17 protein-coding genes are annotated in these 19,244 nt (G+C 61.0%); 10 read left to right on the forward strand and 7 right to left on the reverse strand.

Annotation, left to right across the window (positions count from 1 at the left end; all coding sequences use genetic code 11):
- Positions 1-531 precede the first annotated feature (531 nt).
- The 5 genes from dnaA (at position 532) to gyrB (ending at position 7,442) form a co-directional block, all read left to right on the forward strand.
- Entirely contained in the window at positions 532-1,902 is a 1,371-nt protein-coding gene (gene dnaA / locus FDT80_RS09790; protein WP_138662103.1) for a chromosomal replication initiator protein DnaA, read from the forward strand.
- 141 nt (positions 1,903-2,043) lie between these two features.
- Positions 2,044-3,162 (forward strand): DNA polymerase III subunit beta, encoded by a 1,119-nt coding sequence (dnaN, locus tag FDT80_RS09795; protein WP_138662104.1) that lies wholly within the window; start codon positions 2,044-2,046, stop codon positions 3,160-3,162.
- A 60-nt stretch (positions 3,163-3,222) separates the two neighbouring features.
- Positions 3,223-4,332 carry a DNA replication/repair protein RecF gene (recF, locus tag FDT80_RS09800; RefSeq protein ID WP_138662105.1) on the forward strand — a complete coding sequence of 370 codons (1,110 nt, stop codon included), beginning with the start codon at positions 3,223-3,225 and terminating at the stop codon, positions 4,330-4,332.
- Positions 4,329-4,949: a LysE family translocator gene (locus FDT80_RS09805; RefSeq protein ID WP_138662106.1), complete on the forward strand. Its 621-nt coding sequence runs from the start codon at positions 4,329-4,331 to the stop codon at positions 4,947-4,949. Before recF ends, FDT80_RS09805 begins: the two co-directional genes overlap by 4 nt.
- Before the next feature lie 78 nt (positions 4,950-5,027).
- Entirely contained in the window at positions 5,028-7,442 is a 2,415-nt protein-coding gene (gene gyrB / locus FDT80_RS09810) for a DNA topoisomerase (ATP-hydrolyzing) subunit B (RefSeq protein WP_138662107.1), read from the forward strand.
- A gap of 227 nt (positions 7,443-7,669) precedes the next feature.
- On the opposite strand, the gene FDT80_RS09815 is transcribed toward gyrB, so the two are convergent.
- Positions 7,670-8,890, reverse strand: coding sequence for an MFS transporter (locus tag FDT80_RS09815; protein WP_138662108.1), 1,221 nt, complete (start codon positions 8,888-8,890; stop codon positions 7,670-7,672).
- 440 nt (positions 8,891-9,330) lie between these two features.
- On the opposite strand from FDT80_RS09815, the gene FDT80_RS09820 reads away from it, so the two are divergent.
- The gene (locus FDT80_RS09820; protein WP_138662109.1) at positions 9,331-10,029 is read left to right on the forward strand and encodes a type 1 glutamine amidotransferase domain-containing protein; all 699 of its coding nucleotides are present in this window, start codon (positions 9,331-9,333) and stop codon (positions 10,027-10,029) included.
- A gap of 68 nt (positions 10,030-10,097) precedes the next feature.
- Here the strand turns inward: FDT80_RS09820 and FDT80_RS09825 are convergent, their stop codons facing one another.
- The 3 genes from FDT80_RS09825 to FDT80_RS09835 form a co-directional block, all read right to left on the reverse strand.
- A complete protein-coding gene (locus tag FDT80_RS09825) occupies positions 10,098-11,594 on the reverse strand; it encodes a heme biosynthesis protein HemY (protein WP_138662110.1) in 1,497 nt (498 codons plus the stop codon).
- A gap of 11 nt (positions 11,595-11,605) precedes the next feature.
- Complete coding sequence (locus tag FDT80_RS09830) at positions 11,606-12,934, reverse strand: COG4223 family protein (protein WP_212733849.1); 1,329 nt, start codon at positions 12,932-12,934, stop codon at positions 11,606-11,608.
- Positions 12,935-13,008: 74 nt separating this feature from the next.
- On the reverse strand, positions 13,009-13,746 hold the full coding sequence (locus FDT80_RS09835) for a uroporphyrinogen-III synthase (protein WP_138662112.1): 738 nt from the start codon (positions 13,744-13,746) through the stop codon (positions 13,009-13,011).
- A gap of 49 nt (positions 13,747-13,795) precedes the next feature.
- Here FDT80_RS09835 and tsaD point away from each other — a divergent pair, with 49 nt between their 5' ends.
- From tsaD to FDT80_RS09855, 4 genes are read left to right on the forward strand one after another with little or no spacing between them, the layout of a single operon-like run.
- Positions 13,796-14,893 carry a tRNA (adenosine(37)-N6)-threonylcarbamoyltransferase complex transferase subunit TsaD gene (tsaD, locus tag FDT80_RS09840; RefSeq protein ID WP_138662113.1) on the forward strand — a complete coding sequence of 366 codons (1,098 nt, stop codon included), beginning with the start codon at positions 13,796-13,798 and terminating at the stop codon, positions 14,891-14,893.
- On the forward strand, positions 14,890-15,852 hold the full coding sequence (locus FDT80_RS09845; protein ID WP_138662114.1) for an NAD(P)H-dependent glycerol-3-phosphate dehydrogenase: 963 nt from the start codon (positions 14,890-14,892) through the stop codon (positions 15,850-15,852). Before tsaD ends, FDT80_RS09845 begins: the two co-directional genes overlap by 4 nt.
- Positions 15,853-16,125 (forward strand): YciI family protein, encoded by a 273-nt coding sequence (locus FDT80_RS09850; RefSeq protein ID WP_138662115.1) that lies wholly within the window; start codon positions 15,853-15,855, stop codon positions 16,123-16,125.
- The gene (locus FDT80_RS09855; protein WP_138662116.1) at positions 16,125-16,544 is read left to right on the forward strand and encodes an EVE domain-containing protein; all 420 of its coding nucleotides are present in this window, start codon (positions 16,125-16,127) and stop codon (positions 16,542-16,544) included. Before FDT80_RS09850 ends, FDT80_RS09855 begins: the two co-directional genes overlap by 1 nt.
- 338 nt (positions 16,545-16,882) lie before the next feature.
- Here FDT80_RS09855 and FDT80_RS09860 read toward each other — a convergent pair whose 3' ends face one another.
- The 3 genes from FDT80_RS09860 to ahcY form a co-directional block, all read right to left on the reverse strand.
- On the reverse strand, positions 16,883-17,224 hold the full coding sequence (locus FDT80_RS09860; protein ID WP_138662117.1) for a DUF2853 family protein: 342 nt from the start codon (positions 17,222-17,224) through the stop codon (positions 16,883-16,885).
- Between the two features lie 133 nt (positions 17,225-17,357).
- Positions 17,358-17,804, reverse strand: coding sequence for a hypothetical protein (locus FDT80_RS09865; RefSeq protein WP_138662118.1), 447 nt, complete (start codon positions 17,802-17,804; stop codon positions 17,358-17,360).
- Positions 17,805-17,808: 4 nt separating this feature from the next.
- A complete protein-coding gene (gene ahcY, locus FDT80_RS09870; RefSeq protein WP_138662119.1) occupies positions 17,809-19,200 on the reverse strand; it encodes an adenosylhomocysteinase in 1,392 nt (463 codons plus the stop codon).
- Positions 19,201-19,244 lie beyond the last annotated feature (44 nt).

Below are 19,244 nucleotides of genomic sequence, written 5' to 3' on the forward strand. Positions count from 1 at the left end.
TTCGCCGGCCAACCAACAAAAAAAGAGACGTCGCATTTTGCGGCGTCTTTTTTTTGCGCTGTGTGTTCCCGTGACACGGATCGCAGATTCTTTTCGCCTAATGCAGAGTCAAGAATGAAGATAGGTTGCCGCGAGCGATCCTATCTTGCTACCCATTCCTAGCGATTCACTTCGCCTTGGGGGACAGGCCCTGATGATCCACTGCGCTGCCGCGGGGTCAGGATCGTCGGGAATTGAGCATCGTTACTTTCGCGATGCGTTCAGTCTGCGACAAGCGCCGTTCAAGGCGTAAGCGCCCTGTCAAACAAATGTGCTGACGGCACAATGCGATTTGTCCAACCTCCCCGCTGCGACAGGGGATGGCGACAACTCGTTTTGGGTCGAAAATGATAAAAGTCCGAAGGACGACAGCCGGTTTTCAGTTGGGACCGGACCGGTTGATTTATGTCTTGCGGCTATAACGACAGGTACAAGTCAGCGCAGATTTTGCGGCTGGCGTGCAGGGACAGACTAAGGGGATGCAGGTTTGTTATGACCAAGGAAAAATGGGGCCAGTTGCGCCAGCGGTTGCTGAAAACAGTCGGGCAAAATAATTACAAGACGTGGATCGAACCTTTGGAATTTCAGGCGGCCAACGATGGGATCGCCACATTCGAAGTGCCGACGAACTTCATGGGAAACTACGTGAGCCAGAATTTTGCGGATCTGATCCTGCATGAGCTGAAGTCCGAAAACCCCGAGATTTGCAGGCTGAACTTTGCCGTCTCGGCCAAGGGGTCACCGCGTGTCGCCACGGCGCCACAAGCGGCCAACACCCCCGGACAACCCGATGCGCGGACCAGGACGGGAAATGGTAACGCCATGAACACCGCTCCGCTCGACAAGCGGTTCACCTTCGACAATTTCGTCGTCGGCAAGCCCAACGAACTGGCCCACGCAGCCGCGCGCCGTGTGGCCGAGGGCGGGCCCGTCACCTTCAATCCGCTGTTCTTGTATGGCGGCGTGGGTTTGGGCAAGACGCACCTGATGCACGCCATCGCACATGAATTGCAGGAGCGCCGCCCGGACCTGAATGTGCTCTACCTGTCGGCGGAGCAGTTCATGTACCGCTTCGTTCAGGCGCTGCGCGACCGCAAGATGATGGATTTCAAGGAAATTTTCCGCTCTGTCGATGTGCTGATGGTCGATGACGTGCAATTCATCGCCGGCAAGGACAGCACACAGGAGGAGTTCTTTCACACCTTCAACGCGCTGGTCGATCAGAACAAGCAGATCATCATTTCCGCCGATCGCGCGCCGGGAGAGATCAAGGACCTTGAAGATCGCGTGAAATCGCGTCTGCAATGCGGACTGGTCGTCGATCTTCATCCGACCGATTATGAGCTGCGTCTTGGGATCCTGCAAAGCAAGGTCGAAGTGCAGCGCGCCAACTATCCCGATCTACAGGTCGAAGACGGCGTGCTGGAATTTCTGGCGCATCGGATATCCACGAACGTGCGCGTTCTCGAAGGTGCGCTGACACGGCTTTTTGCCTTTGCGTCGCTTGTGGGCCGCGAAATCAACCTCGAACTGACGCAGGACTGTCTTTCGGATGTGCTGCGCGCATCGGAACGCAAGATCACGGTCGAGGAAATCCAGCGCAAGGTATCGGACCACTACAACATCCGCCTGAGCGACATGATCGGGCCCAAAAGGCTGCGCAGCTACGCCCGGCCGCGACAGGTCGCGATGTACCTGAGCAAGCACATGACCAGCCGTTCGCTGCCCGAGATAGGCCGCCGGTTCGGTGGGCGCGACCACACCACCGTGATGCACGGGGTGCGACGCATCGAAGAGCTGAAACAGCAGGATGGCCAAATCGCCGAAGACCTGGAACTGCTGCGCCGCGCCCTTGAAGCATAGACCAATGACCAAGACCTGTGGCCTCGTTGCGTCACGGGTCTTGACGCGTCCCGCAATCCGACGGACAAACCTATAAAATGTCTTGTGAAGTTGCGGAAACGGGGTAGTTTGCCCCTCCCGACAGACGAACGGAGAGGGCTCATGAAACTCAGCATCGAACGCGCCGCATTGCTCAAGGCTGTGTCTCAGGCACAATCCGTCGTCGAGCGACGCAACACCATTCCGATCCTCGCGAACGTCCTTATCGAAGCCGAGGGCTCGGACGTGACTTTTCGCGCGACCGATCTCGACATCGAAGTCGTTGACAAGGCCCCGGCGCAGGTTGAACGGGCGGGTGCCACGACCGTGTCGGCCACCACGCTGCATGAAATCGTTCGCAAGCTGCCCGATGGCGCGCTGGTGACACTGACCGCCGACAGCGCCGCGGGCCGCCTGACCGTCGAGGCGGGACGATCGAATTTCTCGCTGGCGACGCTGCCCAAGGAAGATTTCCCGGTCATGGCGTCATCGGAATACGCCTCGAACTTCAGTGCGCCTGCGCCGGTGCTGCGGCGGTTGTTCGACAAATCGAAATTCGCGATCTCGACCGAAGAAACCCGTTATTACCTCAACGGCGTCTACATGCATGTGGCCGATGGCGACGAGGGGCGCGTGTTGCGCTGCGTGGCGACCGATGGCCACCGGCTGGCGCGGATCGATGCGGACCTGCCCAAGGGTGCCGAGGACATGCCCGGCGTGATCGTTCCGCGCAAGACAGTGGGCGAGTTGCGCAAGCTGTTGGATGACGACGATATGACGATCGCCGTGTCGGTGTCGGAAACGAAAATCCGCTTTGCCACGCCTGACATAACGCTGACATCCAAGGTCATCGACGGCACGTTTCCGGACTACACGCGCGTCATCCCGCAGGGCAACACGCGACGGCTCGAGGTCGATGCCAGCGATTTTGCCCGCGCGGTGGACCGCGTCGCCACCGTCAGTTCCGAACGGTCGCGCGCCGTCAAGCTGCAGCTTGACGAAGACCGCCTGATCCTGTCGGTGAACGCCCCCGACAGCGGCGCCGCCGAGGAAGAACTGGCCGTGGCCTATTCCGACGAGCGGCTCGAGATCGGGTTCAACGCGAAATACCTGTTGGAGATCGCCAGCCAGGTGGACCGCGAGAACGCGGTGTTCCTGTTCAATTCTTCGGGTGACCCGACCCTGATGCGCGAAGGCAACGATATGTCGGCCGTCTATGTGGTCATGCCGATGCGCGTGTGACGCAGACGGAGTTTTTCGAAACTTCCGGCGCGTTTTCCCTGAAGGTCAACGGCTAGCGCCATGTCGGGGTTGTACCTATCCCATCTGAAGCTGTCGCATTTCCGGTCACACGTCGTGGCGCGGATCGACTGCGATGCGCGGCCTGTCGCGATCTTCGGGCCCAATGGGGCGGGCAAGACGAACATCCTCGAAGCGATATCGCTGCTGTCGCCGGGCCGTGGCCTGCGACGGTCAAGCGCCGAGGACATGACCCGGCGCCCCGAAGCGCTGGGGTGGAAGGTGTCCGGCATACTGACCTGCCTTCATCAGACGCATGAGATCGAGATCTGGTCCGAAAACGGTGCCGCCCGGCAAACTCGGATCGACGGAAAATCCGCGCCCCAGGTGGCGTTGGGCCGGATTGCGCGTGTGCTGTGGCTGGTGCCGTCGATGGACAGGCTCTGGATAGAGGGGGCTGACGGGCGGCGGAGGTTCCTGGACCGGATGACGCTGAGCTTTGAGCCCGATCACGCACAAACATCGCTGGCCTATGAAAAAGCGATGCGCGAACGCAACCGCCTGTTGAAAGACATGGTCCGCGATCCGGCGTGGTATGGGGCGCTCGAGGCGCAGATGGCAGAGGCCGGTGCCGTCATCCACGCCAACAGGCTGTCGGCGCTCAAGCAGTTGCGCGTCGCACAGGACGGGGCCGCGACGGCTTTTCCCACCGCGACACTGGATCTGGTGCATACGGAGGGCGAGATGCCAGCGGACGCCGGCGCGCTCCGGCAGGCTTTGGCGGACAGTCGCGCGCGTGACATGGCCGCCGGGCGCAGCCTGATCGGGCCGCATCGTGCCGATTTGCTGGCGGTCTACACGGCCAAGAACGTTCCGGCCCGCGACTGTTCGACGGGCGAGCAAAAGGCCTTGCTCGTGTCGCTGATCCTCGCGAATGCACGTGCGCTGGCGCAGGATTTCGGGGCACCGCCGCTGTTGCTGCTGGATGAGGTCGCTGCCCATCTGGATACACAAAGGCGCGCCGCGCTTTATGACGAAATCTGCGCCTTGGGTGCGCAGGCGTGGATGACGGGCACCGACCTGAACCTGTTCGACGCACTGGGCCCGCGTGCGCAATACCTGCAAGTCACCGAACAGGCCGGCGTGTCGCAGGTGGAGAACGCCGCCCCATGACCATATCGGGTGCCGATCTGATGCTGTATTGCGGGGCGCTTGTGATCTTGTTCCTGACGCCGGGCCCTGTGTGGCTGGCGTTGATGGCGCGCGCCTTGTCGGGCGGGTTCGCGGCCGCGTGGCCGCTGGCGCTGGGGGTGGCGATCGGCGATCTGATCTGGCCGCTGGTCGCAATACTGGGCATTACCTGGATCCTGTCGGTGTTCGACGTGTTCATGGCCGTGCTGACTTGGATCGCAAGCGGTGTCTTCGTCGTCATGGGGCTGGCGCTGATCCGGCATGCCGGCGACGGGATCTCGACCGACACTCGCCTGACGCGACCAGGGCTTTGGGCCGGGTTCGCGGCCGGCGTGATCGCGATCCTCGGCAATCCCAAGGCGGTGCTGTTCTACATGGGCGTGCTGCCCGGATTTTTCGATCTGCGCGTGGTGACCGCGCCGGACATCGCCGCGATCCTGGCGGTTTCGGTCGCGATTCCGATGATCGGCAATCTTGTGATGGCTGCCTGCGTTGGCCGGATCAGGGCGCTGATGACCGCGCCTTCGGCCCTGCGCCGGATCAATATCACCTCCGGCAACCTCCTGATTCTCGTCGGGGTGCTGATCCCGCTCATATGACACAAAATCTTGTGGCTTCGGCGTGACATCCCCCCCAGAAAATCGTATAAAATCGTAAAAATACGAAGGTATCACGGCATGTCCGAAGACGAAAAAATCCCCGAAGAGTATGGCGCAAATTCCATCAAGGTTCTCAAGGGGTTGGAGGCAGTTCGCAAGCGCCCGGGCATGTATATCGGGGATACCGATGACGGGTCGGGCCTGCACCACATGGTGTACGAAGTCGTGGACAACGGCATAGACGAGGCGCTGGCCGGTCACGCGGACGCGGTGACGGTCACAATCCACGATGACAGTTCGGTTTCGGTGAGTGACAATGGTCGCGGAATTCCGGTCGGCATCCACGAGGAAGAAGGCGTATCGGCGGCCGAGGTCATCATGACCCAACTGCACGCGGGCGGCAAATTCGACAGCAACTCCTACAAGGTGTCGGGCGGCTTGCACGGGGTCGGCGTTTCCGTCGTCAATGCGCTGTCGGACTGGCTGGAACTGCGCATCTGGCGCGAGGGCAAGGAACATATCGCCCGGTTCGAGGGCGGGTTTACCGTCAAGCACCTGGAGGTGGTCGGCCCGACGGATCGCACCGGCACCGAGGTTCGCTTCATGGCCTCGACAGACACGTTTTCCAACCTCGACTATAACTTTGAGACGTTGGAAAAGCGGCTGCGCGAACTGGCCTTTCTGAACTCTGGCGTGCGCATCATCCTGATTGACGAACGCCCCGAAGAGCCGCTGAAGTCAGAGTTGTTCTACGAAGGGGGCGTGAAGGAATTCGTCAAATACCTCGACCGGCACAAGAGCTCCGTCATGCCGGAACCGATTTTCATCACCGGCGAGAAAGACGATATAGGCGTCGAGGTCGCGATGTGGTGGAATGACAGCTATCACGAAAACGTCCTGCCCTTCACCAACAATATCCCGCAGCGCGATGGCGGCACCCATTTGGCGGGCTTTCGGGGTGCCCTGACCCGTACGATCAACAACTATGCCCAGTCGAGCGGGATCGCGAAGAAGGAAAAGGTCAGCTTTACCGGCGACGACGCACGCGAGGGGCTGACCTGTGTGCTGTCGGTCAAGGTGCCGGACCCCAAGTTCAGCTCTCAGACCAAGGACAAGCTGGTCAGCTCCGAAGTGCGCCCGGCCGTCGAGGGCCTGGTGAATGAAAAGCTGTCCGAATGGTTCGAGGAAAATCCCAACGAAGCGCGGATCGTCGTGGGCAAGATCATCGAGGCGGCCCATGCCCGCGAGGCGGCGCGCAAGGCCCGCGATCTGACCCGCCGCAAGACGGCGATGGACGTGAATTTCCTTGCCGGCAAGCTCAAGGACTGTTCGGAAAAGGACCCTTCAAAGACCGAAGTGTTCCTGGTCGAGGGTGACAGCGCGGGCGGATCGGCGCAGACCGGACGCGACCGCCAGACGCAAGCGATCCTGCCGCTCAAAGGCAAGATCCTGAATGTGGAGCGTGCGCGCTTTGACCGGATGCTGGGCAGTCAGGAAATTGGCAACCTCGTCATGGCGCTTGGCACCGGAATCGGACGCGACGAATTCAACCTTTCCAAGCTGCGCTACCACAAGATCGTCATCATGACCGACGCCGACGTCGACGGCGCGCACATCCGGACGCTGCTGCTGACGTTCTTCTATCGCCAGATGCCCGAACTGATCGAACACGGTCACCTCTACATCGCGCAGCCACCGCTTTACAAAGTGTCGCGTGGAAAATCCGAGGTGTACCTCAAGGACGAGGCCGCGATGCAGGACTACCTGATCCATCAGGGGATCGAGGGGGCGATGCTCAAGCAAGGCAACGGCGAAGAGATCACGGGGCAGGATCTGGCCCGCGTGGTGGATCAGGCGCGCCAGATGCGGCGCGTTCTGGATGCGTTTCCAACCCATTATCCGCGTCATATCCTGGAACAGGCGGCAATTGCCGGCGCCTTTGCGCCCGGTGTCGTCGATGCCGATCTGCAAGGCACCGCGGACAAGGTCGCCGAACGACTGAACCTGATCGCGCTGGAATACGAACGCGGCTGGCAGGGACGGATCACACAGGATCACGGCATCCGTCTGGCCCGTATCCTGCGCGGTGTCGAAGAGGTGCGCACGCTTGATGGTCGCATTTTGCGCGGCGGCGAGGCCAAGCGCACAGGAAGCTTCACCAAAAGCCTTCAGGACGTTTATGACCGGCCCGCGAAACTGATCCGCAAGGATCGCAGCCAGATGATCTACGGTCCGATGGATTTGCTGGACGCTATCCTTGCCGAAGGGGAAAAAGGGTTGTCGCTGCAACGCTACAAAGGCCTGGGCGAGATGAACCCCGACCAGCTTTGGGAGACGACGCTGGACCCGGATGCCCGGACACTACTGCGGGTGAAAATCGACGACATGGCGGAAGCGGATGACCTGTTCACCAAGCTGATGGGCGATGTCGTCGAACCCCGTCGGGAATTCATCCAGAAGAATGCGCTCAATGTGGAAAATCTGGATTTTTGATGTCCTGTAGGAGTGCGCAGGCACGACCCATCTGCACGTGCTCAGGCAGTTCCTACTGCACGTACTCACCCACGATAAAGACGCTCTCTTTAGGGACGCCATAGTCTTGAGAAACGGACTTCAAGCCGTCGCACGACGGCGAGGGGCTTGGATCAGGAAAATGACTGTCTCCCGTCGTTGCCCAGACAGCCGAGCCATGAGAATGATTGATGCAAAGAGCGCAGAGATCAGCCGCTTGCCGTCAGTTTTGAACCCGCAGTCCGCAGGCGCAAAACCAGCGGCAGGATTGCCACGATGAGCACCGCAGCAAGCAGAAAAGGCACGCCCGGGAAATAGATGCCTTCGCTGTCCACGAAATGTTCGAACACGCCGGTCAGAACCAGCGGGGCCGCGACGGCCGCGATTGACGCAAGTGACGCGATTACGCCTTGCACCAGGCCCTGCTGGTCTTCGCCAACCCGGTTGGCCGCGAATGCGGTCATCAGCGGCGGGGCCATATCCGACAGGGCGGCAATCGGCAGAAATACCGCGACGGCCCAGACCGTGGCGGAAAACCCGAATCCGACCAACCCGATCACGCAGGCAATTGTCGCAATGATCAGGGTCCTGTAATCGCCCAACCGCTTGGTGAGGTGAGGCAGGACACCGCCCTGTATCGCCGCAATCAACAGTCCGTAGGCGGACAGGGTCAGCCCGATCGTGAACCCGTCCCAGCCAAAGACTTCGCGCCCCCAGAACGCCCAGAGCGTCGGATAGACCATGTTTGCGAATTCGAACACGAAGATACAGATCAGTGGGATCGCGAGCCCCGGGATCACGAAAGCCCTGGCAATGGTCCCGAATGGGTTGAGGTCACGCTTGCCGAAGGGTCGCCGGTTTTCCGGTTTGAGGGATTCGGGCAAGATGGAGACGCCAAAGGCCACGTTCAGCGCCGACAGCGCGGCCGCGATCCAGAAAGGCGCCGTTATGTGCCATCCGGACGCGACACCGCCAAGGGCCGGACCAAAGACGAAACCGATGCCGAATGCCGCACCGATCATGCCAAATGCCGCGCCGCGTTGCTCGGGTCTGGCGATGTCGGAAATATAGGCCGTCGCCGTGATATACGTGGCCCCTGCCATCCCCGCGATGATGCGGCCCACCAGCAGCAACCAGTATGCATCCGCCATTGCCATGATGACGTAATCAATCGTCAGCGTGATCAGTGCCGCGATCAATATTGGCCTGCGCCCCCAGGCATCCGACAGGCTTCCGATGATCGGACCGAACAGGAACATGGCCGCCGCATAGGCCGACATCATGATTCCACCCCAAAGCGCGCCTTCCGCGGTGCTGCCTGCGCCGACACGTTCCATCAGGTCGGGCATGATAGGGAAAACGATGCCCACGCCGATGGCATCGATCATCAACGTGGCGAGGATAAACAGGAAAGGACCGCTCAGTTTCATCGTAGTTCATTCTCAAATCGATGCCCGAGAAGCCGATGCTCCGAGGGGGCCATGCCAAAGCTGAAAAGGCTTCAACCTGACGACGGCAGGACGGATGGAACCCCAAGGCGCTCCTGGGGTGGGCGAACGCGATCGTCACCGGGCCGCTTTCACACCGGCCTGGATCGAAAGCACAGCCTGAGCGGAGCGAACGCGGCTTGGGTCTTGTTCTATAAGTTTTCCGCGATGCGGCAAATGCCGACCGATGGGAATTGCGTGAATCCGCCCTCGGACGATCTGGAAACATCACCGGACTCACGGCACCGCACCTTCAAACCGCGACCGACGCCACGTTACCCCGCCGCTATGGAACGCAAGGCCGCCGTTGGTCGTTGAGCCAGTGAACATCAGGCGGCGCCCCGCGCGGTCTGACCCACAAATTTTCTTGAAAGGAGCCGCAGATGAATATTCTTATGGTCCTGACGTCGCATGACACCCTTGGCAACACCGGAGAAAAGACCGGTTTTTGGCTCGAGGAGTTCGCGGCGCCTTATTACACCCTCAAGGACGCCGGCGCAGAAATCGTGCTGGCATCGCCCAAGGGCGGTCAACCGCCGCTTGACCCCAAAAGCGATACCGAAGATGCACAGACTGACGCGACGAAACGCTTCAAGTCCGACGCAGCCGCACAAGAGGCGCTGGCGCACACCAAAAAGCTGGCGGATGTGAATGCGGACGATTTCGATGCGGTTTTCTACCCCGGCGGTCACGGTCCGATGTGGGATCTGGCCGAAAGCGCGGACAGCAAGAAGCTGATCGAAGCCTTCGAAGCAAGCAATCGACCAATCGGTGCCGTGTGTCACGCCCCCGCCGTGTTTCGCCACACCAAAGGGCAGGACGGCAAACCACTGGTATCCGGCAAACGCGTCACGGGCTTCTCGAACAGCGAAGAGGATGCTGTCGGCTTGACGGATGTTGTGCCGTTCCTGCTTGAGAATATGCTGGCCGAAAACGGGGGTGAGTACGTCAAAGGCGATGACTGGTCATCGTTCGTCGTTGTGGACGGTACGCTTGTGACGGGCCAGAACCCGGCATCAAGCGAGGAAGCTGCCGAGAAGCTGCTTGAGCTTTTGAAGCATCAGAGCAAGACAGCGGCATAAAGCCATTGCAACTGAGCACATGATGAAGCCGCCGAAGCCAGTCTTCGGCGGCTTTTTCGTCCGCCGGATCAGGCAGGCTTTGCCGTCGTGCCTTGCGGCGTGTCGTCCTCGATAAGTTCCGCGTCCTCAATCGGCGGTTCTGTCTTTTGCAGGTCCGTCGCGACGGGGACATCGGTCTTTTTGTCTTCAAGAACGCCGACAATCAGCGGCAACATCTGCACACCGCCGGGCATTGCCATTTCCGACAGTGGCGGCGTTTTCCATGACAGCGTGTCGAAACTCTCGCAGTTTTCGCAGATCGGCACCCAGTTGGTATGAATGTGGTGGCAGTTGTCGCAGATCCATTGCGGTCCGCGCGACACCGTCAATGCGCGCGCCAACCATCCCTTCACCACTGTGTCGGACGCGCCCTCGCCCCGCTCGATCGCCGCCATGAGCGTGACCGACCGCACCGTCGGATGCGTTTCGACAAGATCGCCCAGCGCGCGGCGCGCTGACGGGAAATCCTCGTTCGCGATGTGCAGTTCGGCCAACAGCATCCGGGCCTCTGGATGATCGTGGCGCAGACGGGTCAGCGCGGTGAACCGCTTGAGCCGTTGAGCGGGCGTCTCGTCCGGCTCGATGGATGCGAAGGTGGCGGCCAGATCGGGATGCGGGTGGGCCTCCCATGCCTTTTTCAGCACGCGCACGGCATAGCGTGGTTTGCCTTTCGCAATATAGCTTTTCGCGGCCATGACTGCCGCCGGAATAAGGTCTGGCGACAGCCGATTGGCTTCGATCGCGGCTTCGCGGGCCTCGATCGTGGCATCCTCGGCGATGACGTCCTTTGCTTCCGACAGGGCCAGAACGGCATCGCGGCGCTTGTGCACATCCCGTGGGAGGCTGCCGTATTTCAGCTTGGCGCTCAAAGTCTGGCGCGCACCGTGCCAGTCCTCTTTCTGCGCTTGCAGGCGCAGCAGAACATCTTGGGTTTCCTCGTGCTTGGGCTTCAGGGCAAACGCCTTTTCCGCCAGCTTCAAGGCGGTCTCGGTATCGCCATCTGCCAGCTTCTGCTTGAGAATGCCCCGCACTCCGACGAAACGGGTCGCTTCATTGGCCACGAGTTTCCTGTACGTTTCCTCGGCCTTGCGGCGGTCCCCGGCGATTTCCGCCGCCTGTGCGGTCAGCAGGTTCGTCAGATCGGGCTTGTTCAGGTAACGCTCGGCCTTGGCGGCCTTGGCCATCGCAAGACGCCCTTCACCACTGGCCAATGCCATCAGCCCTTCGGACAAAGCCTGAAACCCTTTGCGTTCGCGATTCCGGTCGAAATAGCGCGACAATGCCGTTTCGTCGCCGTTGAGAAACCGCAACGTCGCGTACAGCAAGCCAACCAGCTTGAGAAACACCCAGACCGCGACGACCAGCAGAACGATCGCGATGACCGATTGCAACGGACCAAAGGTGAATTCGCTTCCCATGACGGTGACCTGCACGCCGCCCTGGCTTTCCAGCAGATAGCCCGCACCCAAAGCCAAAAGCGCGACCGCGCCGACAAACACAATAATCTTGATCAGTGACCACAGCATGATGGGGTTCCTCAGTTCGTCGTCAGGCGTTGCGCCAGAGTTTCAGCAGCGTTTTGAACGTCTTGCCGCGCGTGTGCATCCGACAGCCAGTCGGACATCGCCGCGCGCGCAGGATCGGACAGGGCATCAAGCTCGGCCAGCGCATCGGACAGGCGGCCATCGCGCAACGCGGGTTCGGCCCGCGACAGGATCGCATCGGTATCCGATCCTTCGCGGGGCGTGACCGACCGCGCGCCAAGCTGCTGCTTGAGGAACCCGGCAAGACCGCTCTCGTCCTGCCCCTCTCCGGCTGTCCGCGCGGCCGCGAGTGCGGCGCGGGCGGCGTCGGGAAACCGTTCTACCAGGGCATTCAGGGTCGGCACGCCGGTGTCTGCCGCACCGGCCAGCTCTTGCGGCACGTCGACCTGCCCGGTCTGCGACAGATCGGCAAGGGCCGGAGCATAGGGTTTGCCGCTGTCCACTGCCGAAATTACCCGGCTCAGCGCCGCGCGTGCCAGTGTCTTCTGCGCCATTTGTTCCGTGTTATCCTCGACCGCGCGGGCGGTTTCGACCAGGGCCGAGATTTCGTCACGTTGCTCGGCAACCGACGCCTGCAACTGCGCCAGCTCCTGCCGGAGCGCTTGATTGGCGTCACTGTCGCCTTCCGTCACGCTTGGGACGGGCCGCGCCTCCAAGCTGTCGATCCGCGCGGATGCATCCGCAATGGCACGGTCCAACGCCTCGATCGTGACGCTCAGATCGTCGATGGCACTGTCATCTTGCGGTGTCACGGTACTTGCCGCATCCGCCACGGACTGCTCCAGCGCCGCAAGGCGCGCCGCCTGATCCTGTGATTGCGCCTCGAGCGCGGACAAGTCAGGTATCTCGCGTTGCATCGCTGCGGGCAGATAGGGGTCGATCACATCGGACCGCCCGGCGATGAACCCCAAAAGCGCGACAATCACGCCGGCAAACAGAAAGGCCAAAACGCCCCCGCCCCGCTGTTCCGCCGCAACGGGAACGGGCATAGGGTGCTCTGACGCTGGCTCGTCCTTCGGTTTCGGGGTCCAGGGACCTGCGTCATTGCCGCCAACGGCCTTGGCGTCTTCGGCTTCGCTTTTTTCGGCGGGGGCATCCGGTTCGCCCACAGGTGCGGTTTTATCTTCGCTCACCGCGTCATCTGTATTCCGGGCGGCGTCCGCTTGATCCTTTGGGGCGGCTTCGTCGGGCATGGCATCGGCGATTGCGGGTTCGGGGGTATCTTCCTGAGACTGCGGTGCGTCCGCAGTTGCTTCGATCTTGCCGGTGTCATCGACAGGATCCGTTTGCGCCTTTGTCACCGGTTTTTTCGCTTTCGCCACCACGCCCACCTTTTCGATTCTGACCCAAAGGGACCGATAAATTTGCACAACCTTACTCGGCGCGCAGTGTCCCCTCAACCCAAGCTGATGCGGCGGACAAGGTTTTCAACACTTTGCACCATTTCCGACCGGGTTGGCGCCCGGGCAACCGTCACATCGATTGCGCCCCTGCCCAGGACACGGTCTGCAACCGCTTCGCTCAGCGCGACGATGTGCACATTTCGCAGGCTGGACGCCTCGGTCACGAATTGCGCGGCGGTGCGCGGTGAAAACAGCGGTGCGATCACCGGCGCACTGTTCGCGCGCAACGCATCTTGTGCGGCCGGCGACAAAGGCAGCAGTTTTTGGTCGTAGATCGCCCGATGTCGCGCGGAAATGCCCGCACTGCGCAATGCACCGGCGATATCCACGCGATGATGCAAGCCCGAGAGGTGCAGCAGATCTTCGCGGGACGGCTGTGCCGAGAGGTAATCGATGAGGGCTGTCGCCTCCTCCCCGGCAAACACGGCGTCCCAACCATTGTCGCGCGCGGCCTGCGTGGTGATTTCGCCCACGCAGTAGGCTCTGATCCCCTGCCCTTTCGGTGCATGCCTCACGGCGTTCGCCGATGTCAGGATAACGGCGGACACTCCGGTCAGATCGACGGGGCCGCCCAAGGGCTCGATCCCGATCAAAGGCGACTGGACAAGGCGCAACCGCGCCCGGATACCTTCCGAAATCTGCCCGACAAAGGCATCGCCGGTCCCTTCCGGTCGGGTCAGGATCATCACGATCTCGGGGCTGCCGATGGGTCCGGTGGGATTGTTTGACATGGCCTAGGGTGTTACCTGCGGCAGGTAGGTCTTGCAACGGAAACAGCCGGTGTCACATACCGTTACGATATTGGGATTGGAAAGCAGCTGCGACGATACGGCGGCCGCTGTCGTGTGCCAACCGGTCGGTTCGGCGCCGCGGGTCTTGTCCTCCGTCGTCTTTGGCCAAACCGCCCTGCATGCGGCGTTCGGCGGCGTGGTTCCCGAAATCGCCGCCCGCGCCCATGCTGAAAAACTTGATCACTGCATCGAGCAGGCACTGGCCGAGGCGGGTATCTCCGTTTCTCAGGTCGATGGCATCGCCGTCACATCGGGGCCGGGGCTGATCGGCGGTGTCGTGTCGGGTGTGATGTGCGCCAAGGGCCTCGCGCTGGCGACCGGCAAGCCGCTTTACGGGATCAACCATTTGATCGGTCACGCGCTGACCCCGCGACTGACCAATGCGGTGACATATCCCTATCTGATGCTGCTGGTCTCGGGCGGTCATTGCCAGTTCCTGATCGTGCATGGGCCGGATCGGTTCGACCGGGTCGGCGGCACGATCGACGATGCCCCCGGCGAGGCGTTCGACAAGGTCGCGCGGCTTTTGGGCCTGCCGCAGCCCGGCGGACCCGCGATCGAGCAGGCCGCCCTATCGGGTGAGCCGGCGCGCTTTGCCTTTCCCCGGCCGCTGCTGGACCGTGCAGGCTGCGATCTGTCCTTTTCGGGGTTGAAAACTGCCGTACTGCGGACGCGCGATGCCCTTGTCGCCGATCAGGGCGGATTGCATGCACAGGATCAATACGATCTGAGCGCGGGGTTTCAGGCGGCGGTGGTCGATGTGCTGACGGAAAAAACCAGGCGGGCCATGACCCTATATGCTGACGTCGCAGGCTCCGATCTGGCGCTGTGCGTGGCGGGCGGCGTCGCGGCGAATTCCGCCATTCGCGCCGGTTTAGAGACGGTTGCATCCAAGTTTTCGGCCCGTTTTGTTGCCCCGCCGCTGGCGCTGTGTACCGACAATGCGGCGATGATTGCCTATGCGGCGATAGAGCGTATGGCACTGCACCCCGCAGACGATCTGGCGCTGTCGGCACGACCGCGATGGCCGTTGGATCCGACCCGGCCGGCGATGCTGGGCAGCGGCAAAAAAGGAGCCAAGGCGTGACACTTGCAATTCTGGGTGCCGGCGCGTTCGGTACGGCCCTGGCGATCTCGATATCTCACGATCGGCCTGTGCAGCTTTGGGCGCGTGACGCAGACCAGGTGGCCGATATGAAAGCCGCGCGGGAAAATACACTGCGGCTGCCCGGCTGTCCTTTTCCCGACGACTTGCGGGTTATCGGAGATTTGGGCGATATCTCTGGATCAGAGACTGTTTTGCTGGCGATTCCGATGCAAAAACTGAGGGATTTCCTGACCCGTCACCACGACATCCTGAGCGGCAAGACGCTTGTGGCTTGCTGCAAAGGAATGGAACTGGGCACCGGTGTCGGACCAGTGTCCGTCATTCGCGACGTGATCCCAGGCGCAGAGGCGGCCATTCTGACCGGCCCGAGCTTTGCCGCCGACATCGCGCGCGGATTGCCGACCGCGTTGACGCTGGCATGTGGCGACGACGAGCGCGGCGCGATCCTTCAGCACGACCTGTCGACCGCCAATCTGCGGATTTACCGCACCACCGATACCATCGGCGCGGAACTGGGCGGCGCGTTGAAAAACGTCATCGCCATAGCCTGCGGGGCCGTGATGGGCGCCGGTTTGGGGGAAAGCGCGCGCGCCGCCCTGATGACACGCGGATATGCGGAGATGCAGCGTCTGGCCGAATATCTGGGTGCGGATCCGACAACGTTGGCGGGCCTGTCGGGTTTTGGTGACCTAACGCTGACCTGCACCTCGGAACAATCCCGGAATTACCGGCTTGGGCGGTCTTTGGGCGAGGGCAACAGCTTTGACGCCAAAACCACGGTCGAAGGGGCCGCAACCGCGCAAGCGGTGCACGACATGGCCCAAGACCACGGTCTGGACATGCCCATCACATCGGTCGTTGCAGCCCTGCTTGAGAACCGCTTAGATATGAAAACCGCCATGAAGCGCCTGTTGTCGCGCCCCCTGAAGGAAGAGTGAATGCTTGTAGCCCTTATCGCCCATGACAAGGCAGGCGCCCTGCCGATCCGGACAGAAAACCGGCCCGCGCATCTGGAATATCTGAATGCCACGGGTGTCGTGCAACAGGCAGGGCCGTTGCTGGACGGGTCGGGCGGCATGGCGGGATCGCTGATCGTCCTTGATGTCGATGACATGAAGGCCGCGGAAGACTGGGCCCGGAACGATCCCTATGCCAAGGCGGGTCTGTTTGCGGATGTGCAGTTGATCGAATGGAAACGGGTCATCGGGTAATGCGCTACTGGCTGTTCAAATCCGAACCGTCCACGTGGAGTTGGGACGACCAGGTGGCCAAGGGCGACGGCGGCGAGGAATGGGACGGTGTGCGCAATTATCAGGCGCGCAATTTCATGCGCGAGATGTCCGTCGGCGATCTTGGGTTTTTCTACCACTCGCAGTCTGAGAAGGCGATCGTCGGAAAGGTCGAGGTGGTCGCAGAGGCGCATCAGGACAGCACCACCGACGACGAGCGGTGGGAGTGCGTGGACATCAAGGCGGTCCAACCGGCCCAAACACCCGTGACGCTGGACCGGATCAAGGATGATTCGCGACTGTCGGACATGGTTCTGGTGCGCAACTCGCGGCTGTCGGTGCAGCCGGTCACACGAGACGAATGGCGCATCATCTGCGAATTGGCAGGGCTTTCCCCCTGACGCCGGCGCCACGGGGACATTGCGCACCGTTTTCGCGAAATGAATGAGGCGGAGATTTTCACGGTGCCTTTACCGGGATCACGATAACCCTGTCGCGGACCGAAGGCGCGGTCGGTGAACGTGAAAAGGGTCCCGGCACCCCGCCAGAACCCCTCCTCACCCCACGTGCTCCCATAACCACCACACGTGTTCGAAACTGGTTCTGGCCATCCTGGCCGAATGACCAAGTGATAGCCTATCACCGACCGATTTTCAATTTTCGAGTAGGTCAAAACCAACCCAAAAACGAAACGCCCGCTTAACCAGGCGGGCGCTTCCAGGGGTTGCTTCGGGCGGGTTCATCCGTAAGCGGATTCCTTGCCGAAATGCTTTGTCAGCATGTAATAGACCACCGCCCGATATTTGTTGCGCTCCGACTTGCCGTAGGTTTCGATCACGGAATCAATCGCCTCCATCAGGTTCGGACCATCCGGCAGGCCAAGCTTTTTTACCAGGAAGTTCTCCTTGATGGTCGCAAGCTCGCTTGGCTGGCTTCCGGCGACCGTCGACGCATCGTCGTTATAGATCGCGGGGCCGCAACCGATTGTCACCTTTGTCAGCAGGTCCATGTCCGGCGTCATGCCACATTTCGTACGCAGGTCCTCTGCGTATTTCGCGATCAAATCGTCTCGCTTGCCCATAAATCATTCTCCCACCTTGATTTTCGGCCAAACTATCTGGCCCTCGCCAAATCCTAGTGTCTAAACCGTCGTCGCAAAAGAAATTTTTGCAGGCGTCCAAAGGGCGGCAACCGCGCCATATCATGGACAGGCGTCAAACACCCGGAGGAGCCATCAAAAGCCAGATCCAGACAGAGACGAGCGCAACCGGAACGCCAAGCCCGCCGATCAGGCCCATCGTGGGGATCAATGGTTGATGCGGGACGACGATATCGAAGGTGGCAAAGCTGTCTTCGCCGGAATAGTCGCCCTGCTTTGCCTTTTTGCGCCACTGATGGCTGCGCCACACGGCGGCAAGCACTGAAATCAGCACCAAGCCACAAATCATGACCCCCAGAACGGGGATGACGGGGTAATATACCGATGCTCCGATGCCGCCCGCGCGGGCGCCCAGCGTCAGCGGGACAAACAGAAAGGCTTGGCTGGTGACAAGCCAGTTCACCCGCGCATTGATTAGCGACAGCTCGAACTGGATCTCGCTTCGAATGTAGCGATAGATCGCGTCGTTGCCCTCGGTGCGTTCAATGCGCGGGTCCGTCATGTCCTCAATACCGGTAGTGTTCCGGCTTGAACGGGCCTTCGGGCGTGACGCCGATATACGCGGCCTGTTCGCTGTCCAGCTTGGTCAGCTTGACGCCGATCCGGTCCAGATGCAGGCGTGCGACCTTTTCATCCAGATGCTTGGGCAGGATATAGACCTCGTTCTTGTATTGATCGCCCTTGGTCCAAAGCTCGATCTGGGCCAGCACCTGGTTGGTAAAGGACGCCGACATCACGAACGACGGATGACCCGTCGCGTTGCCGAGGTTCAGCAAGCGGCCCTCGGACAGCAGGATAAGCCGATTGCCGCTTGGCATCTCGATCATGTCCACCTGTTCCTTGATGTTGGTCCACTTGTGGTTCTTAAGCGCCGCCACCTGAATTTCATTATCGAAGTGGCCGATGTTCCCGACGATCGCCATGTCCTTCATCTCGCGCATGTGCTCGATACGGACGACATCCTTGTTGCCGGTCGTGGTGATAAAGATGTCCGCGGTGCTGACGACATCTTCCAGCAAGACGACTTCGTAGCCATCCATTGCCGCCTGCAATGCGCAAATCGGATCGACTTCGGTCACCTTGACCCGCGCACCGGCACCCCGCAGCGATGCGGCCGACCCCTTGCCAACGTCGCCGTAACCCATCACGACCGCGACCTTGCCTGCCATCATGGTGTCGGTGGCGCGGCGGATGCCATCGACCAGCGATTCCTTGCAGCCGTACTTGTTGTCGAATTTGGACTTGGTGACGCTGTCATTGACGTTGATCGCCGGAAACGGAAGCTGACCCTGTTTCACCAGGTCGTACAGCCGGTGCACGCCCGTGGTGGTTTCCTCCGAAACGCCCTGGATCTGATCGCGCATCCTGGTGAACCAGCCGGGGCTTTGTGCCATCCGCTTTTTGATCTGCGCGAAAACGGCCTCTTCCTCTTCGGATTTGGGAATCGCGATCAGCTCGTCTTCGCCCGCTTCGACCCGCGCGCCGGTCAGGATGTAAAGCGTCGCATCGCCGCCATCGTCTAGGATCATGTTGGGGCCGTCCTCGAACATGAACGACCGGTCAAGATAGTCCCAATGCTCCACCAGTGTTTGACCCTTGATCGCGAACACGGGTGTACCGCCCGCCGCAATCGCCGCGGCCGCGTGATCCTGCGTAGAGAAGATATTGCACGACGCCCAGCGCACATCCGCACCCAGCGCCGTCAACGTCTCGATCAGGACCGCCGTCTGGATCGTCATGTGCAGTGATCCGACGATCCGCGCGCCCGTGAGCGGTTTGCTTGTGCCGTATTCCTCGCGCAATGCCATCAGGCCGGGCATTTCGGTTTCTGCGATATCAAGTTCCTTGCGCCCGTATGCGGCAAGGTTGATGTCTTTTACGATATAGTCGTTTGACATGGTCGGACCCTTCGGAAGAATTTGATCCGGGCGTACCACCTTAG

The sequence above is a fragment of the Sulfitobacter sabulilitoris genome, from assembly GCF_005887615.1.
GTDB lineage: Bacteria > Pseudomonadota > Alphaproteobacteria > Rhodobacterales > Rhodobacteraceae > Sulfitobacter_E > Sulfitobacter_E sabulilitoris.

Excerpts from the sequence above, each read along its gene's own strand:
- FDT80_RS09865 (WP_138662118.1), bottom strand. The coding sequence starts at position 17,804 with ATGACGGACCCGCGCATTGAACGCACCGAGGGCAACGACGCGATCTAT.
- FDT80_RS09815 (WP_138662108.1), bottom strand. The coding sequence starts at position 8,890 with ATGAAACTGAGCGGTCCTTTCCTGTTTATCCTCGCCACGTTGATGATC.
- FDT80_RS09805 (WP_138662106.1), top strand. The coding sequence starts at position 4,329 with ATGACCATATCGGGTGCCGATCTGATGCTGTATTGCGGGGCGCTTGTG.
- FDT80_RS09835 (WP_138662112.1), bottom strand. The coding sequence starts at position 13,746 with ATGTCAAACAATCCCACCGGACCCATCGGCAGCCCCGAGATCGTGATG.
- recF (WP_138662105.1), top strand. The coding sequence starts at position 3,223 with ATGTCGGGGTTGTACCTATCCCATCTGAAGCTGTCGCATTTCCGGTCA.
- FDT80_RS09850 (WP_138662115.1), top strand. The coding sequence starts at position 15,853 with ATGCTTGTAGCCCTTATCGCCCATGACAAGGCAGGCGCCCTGCCGATC.
- FDT80_RS09860 (WP_138662117.1), bottom strand. The coding sequence starts at position 17,224 with ATGGGCAAGCGAGACGATTTGATCGCGAAATACGCAGAGGACCTGCGT.
- FDT80_RS09820 (WP_138662109.1), top strand. The coding sequence starts at position 9,331 with ATGAATATTCTTATGGTCCTGACGTCGCATGACACCCTTGGCAACACC.
- FDT80_RS09825 (WP_138662110.1), bottom strand. The coding sequence starts at position 11,594 with ATGCTGTGGTCACTGATCAAGATTATTGTGTTTGTCGGCGCGGTCGCG.
- dnaA (WP_138662103.1), top strand. The coding sequence starts at position 532 with ATGACCAAGGAAAAATGGGGCCAGTTGCGCCAGCGGTTGCTGAAAACA.
- gyrB (WP_138662107.1), top strand. The coding sequence starts at position 5,028 with ATGTCCGAAGACGAAAAAATCCCCGAAGAGTATGGCGCAAATTCCATC.
- FDT80_RS09855 (WP_138662116.1), top strand. The coding sequence starts at position 16,125 with ATGCGCTACTGGCTGTTCAAATCCGAACCGTCCACGTGGAGTTGGGAC.
- dnaN (WP_138662104.1), top strand. The coding sequence starts at position 2,044 with ATGAAACTCAGCATCGAACGCGCCGCATTGCTCAAGGCTGTGTCTCAG.
- ahcY (WP_138662119.1), bottom strand. The coding sequence starts at position 19,200 with ATGTCAAACGACTATATCGTAAAAGACATCAACCTTGCCGCATACGGG.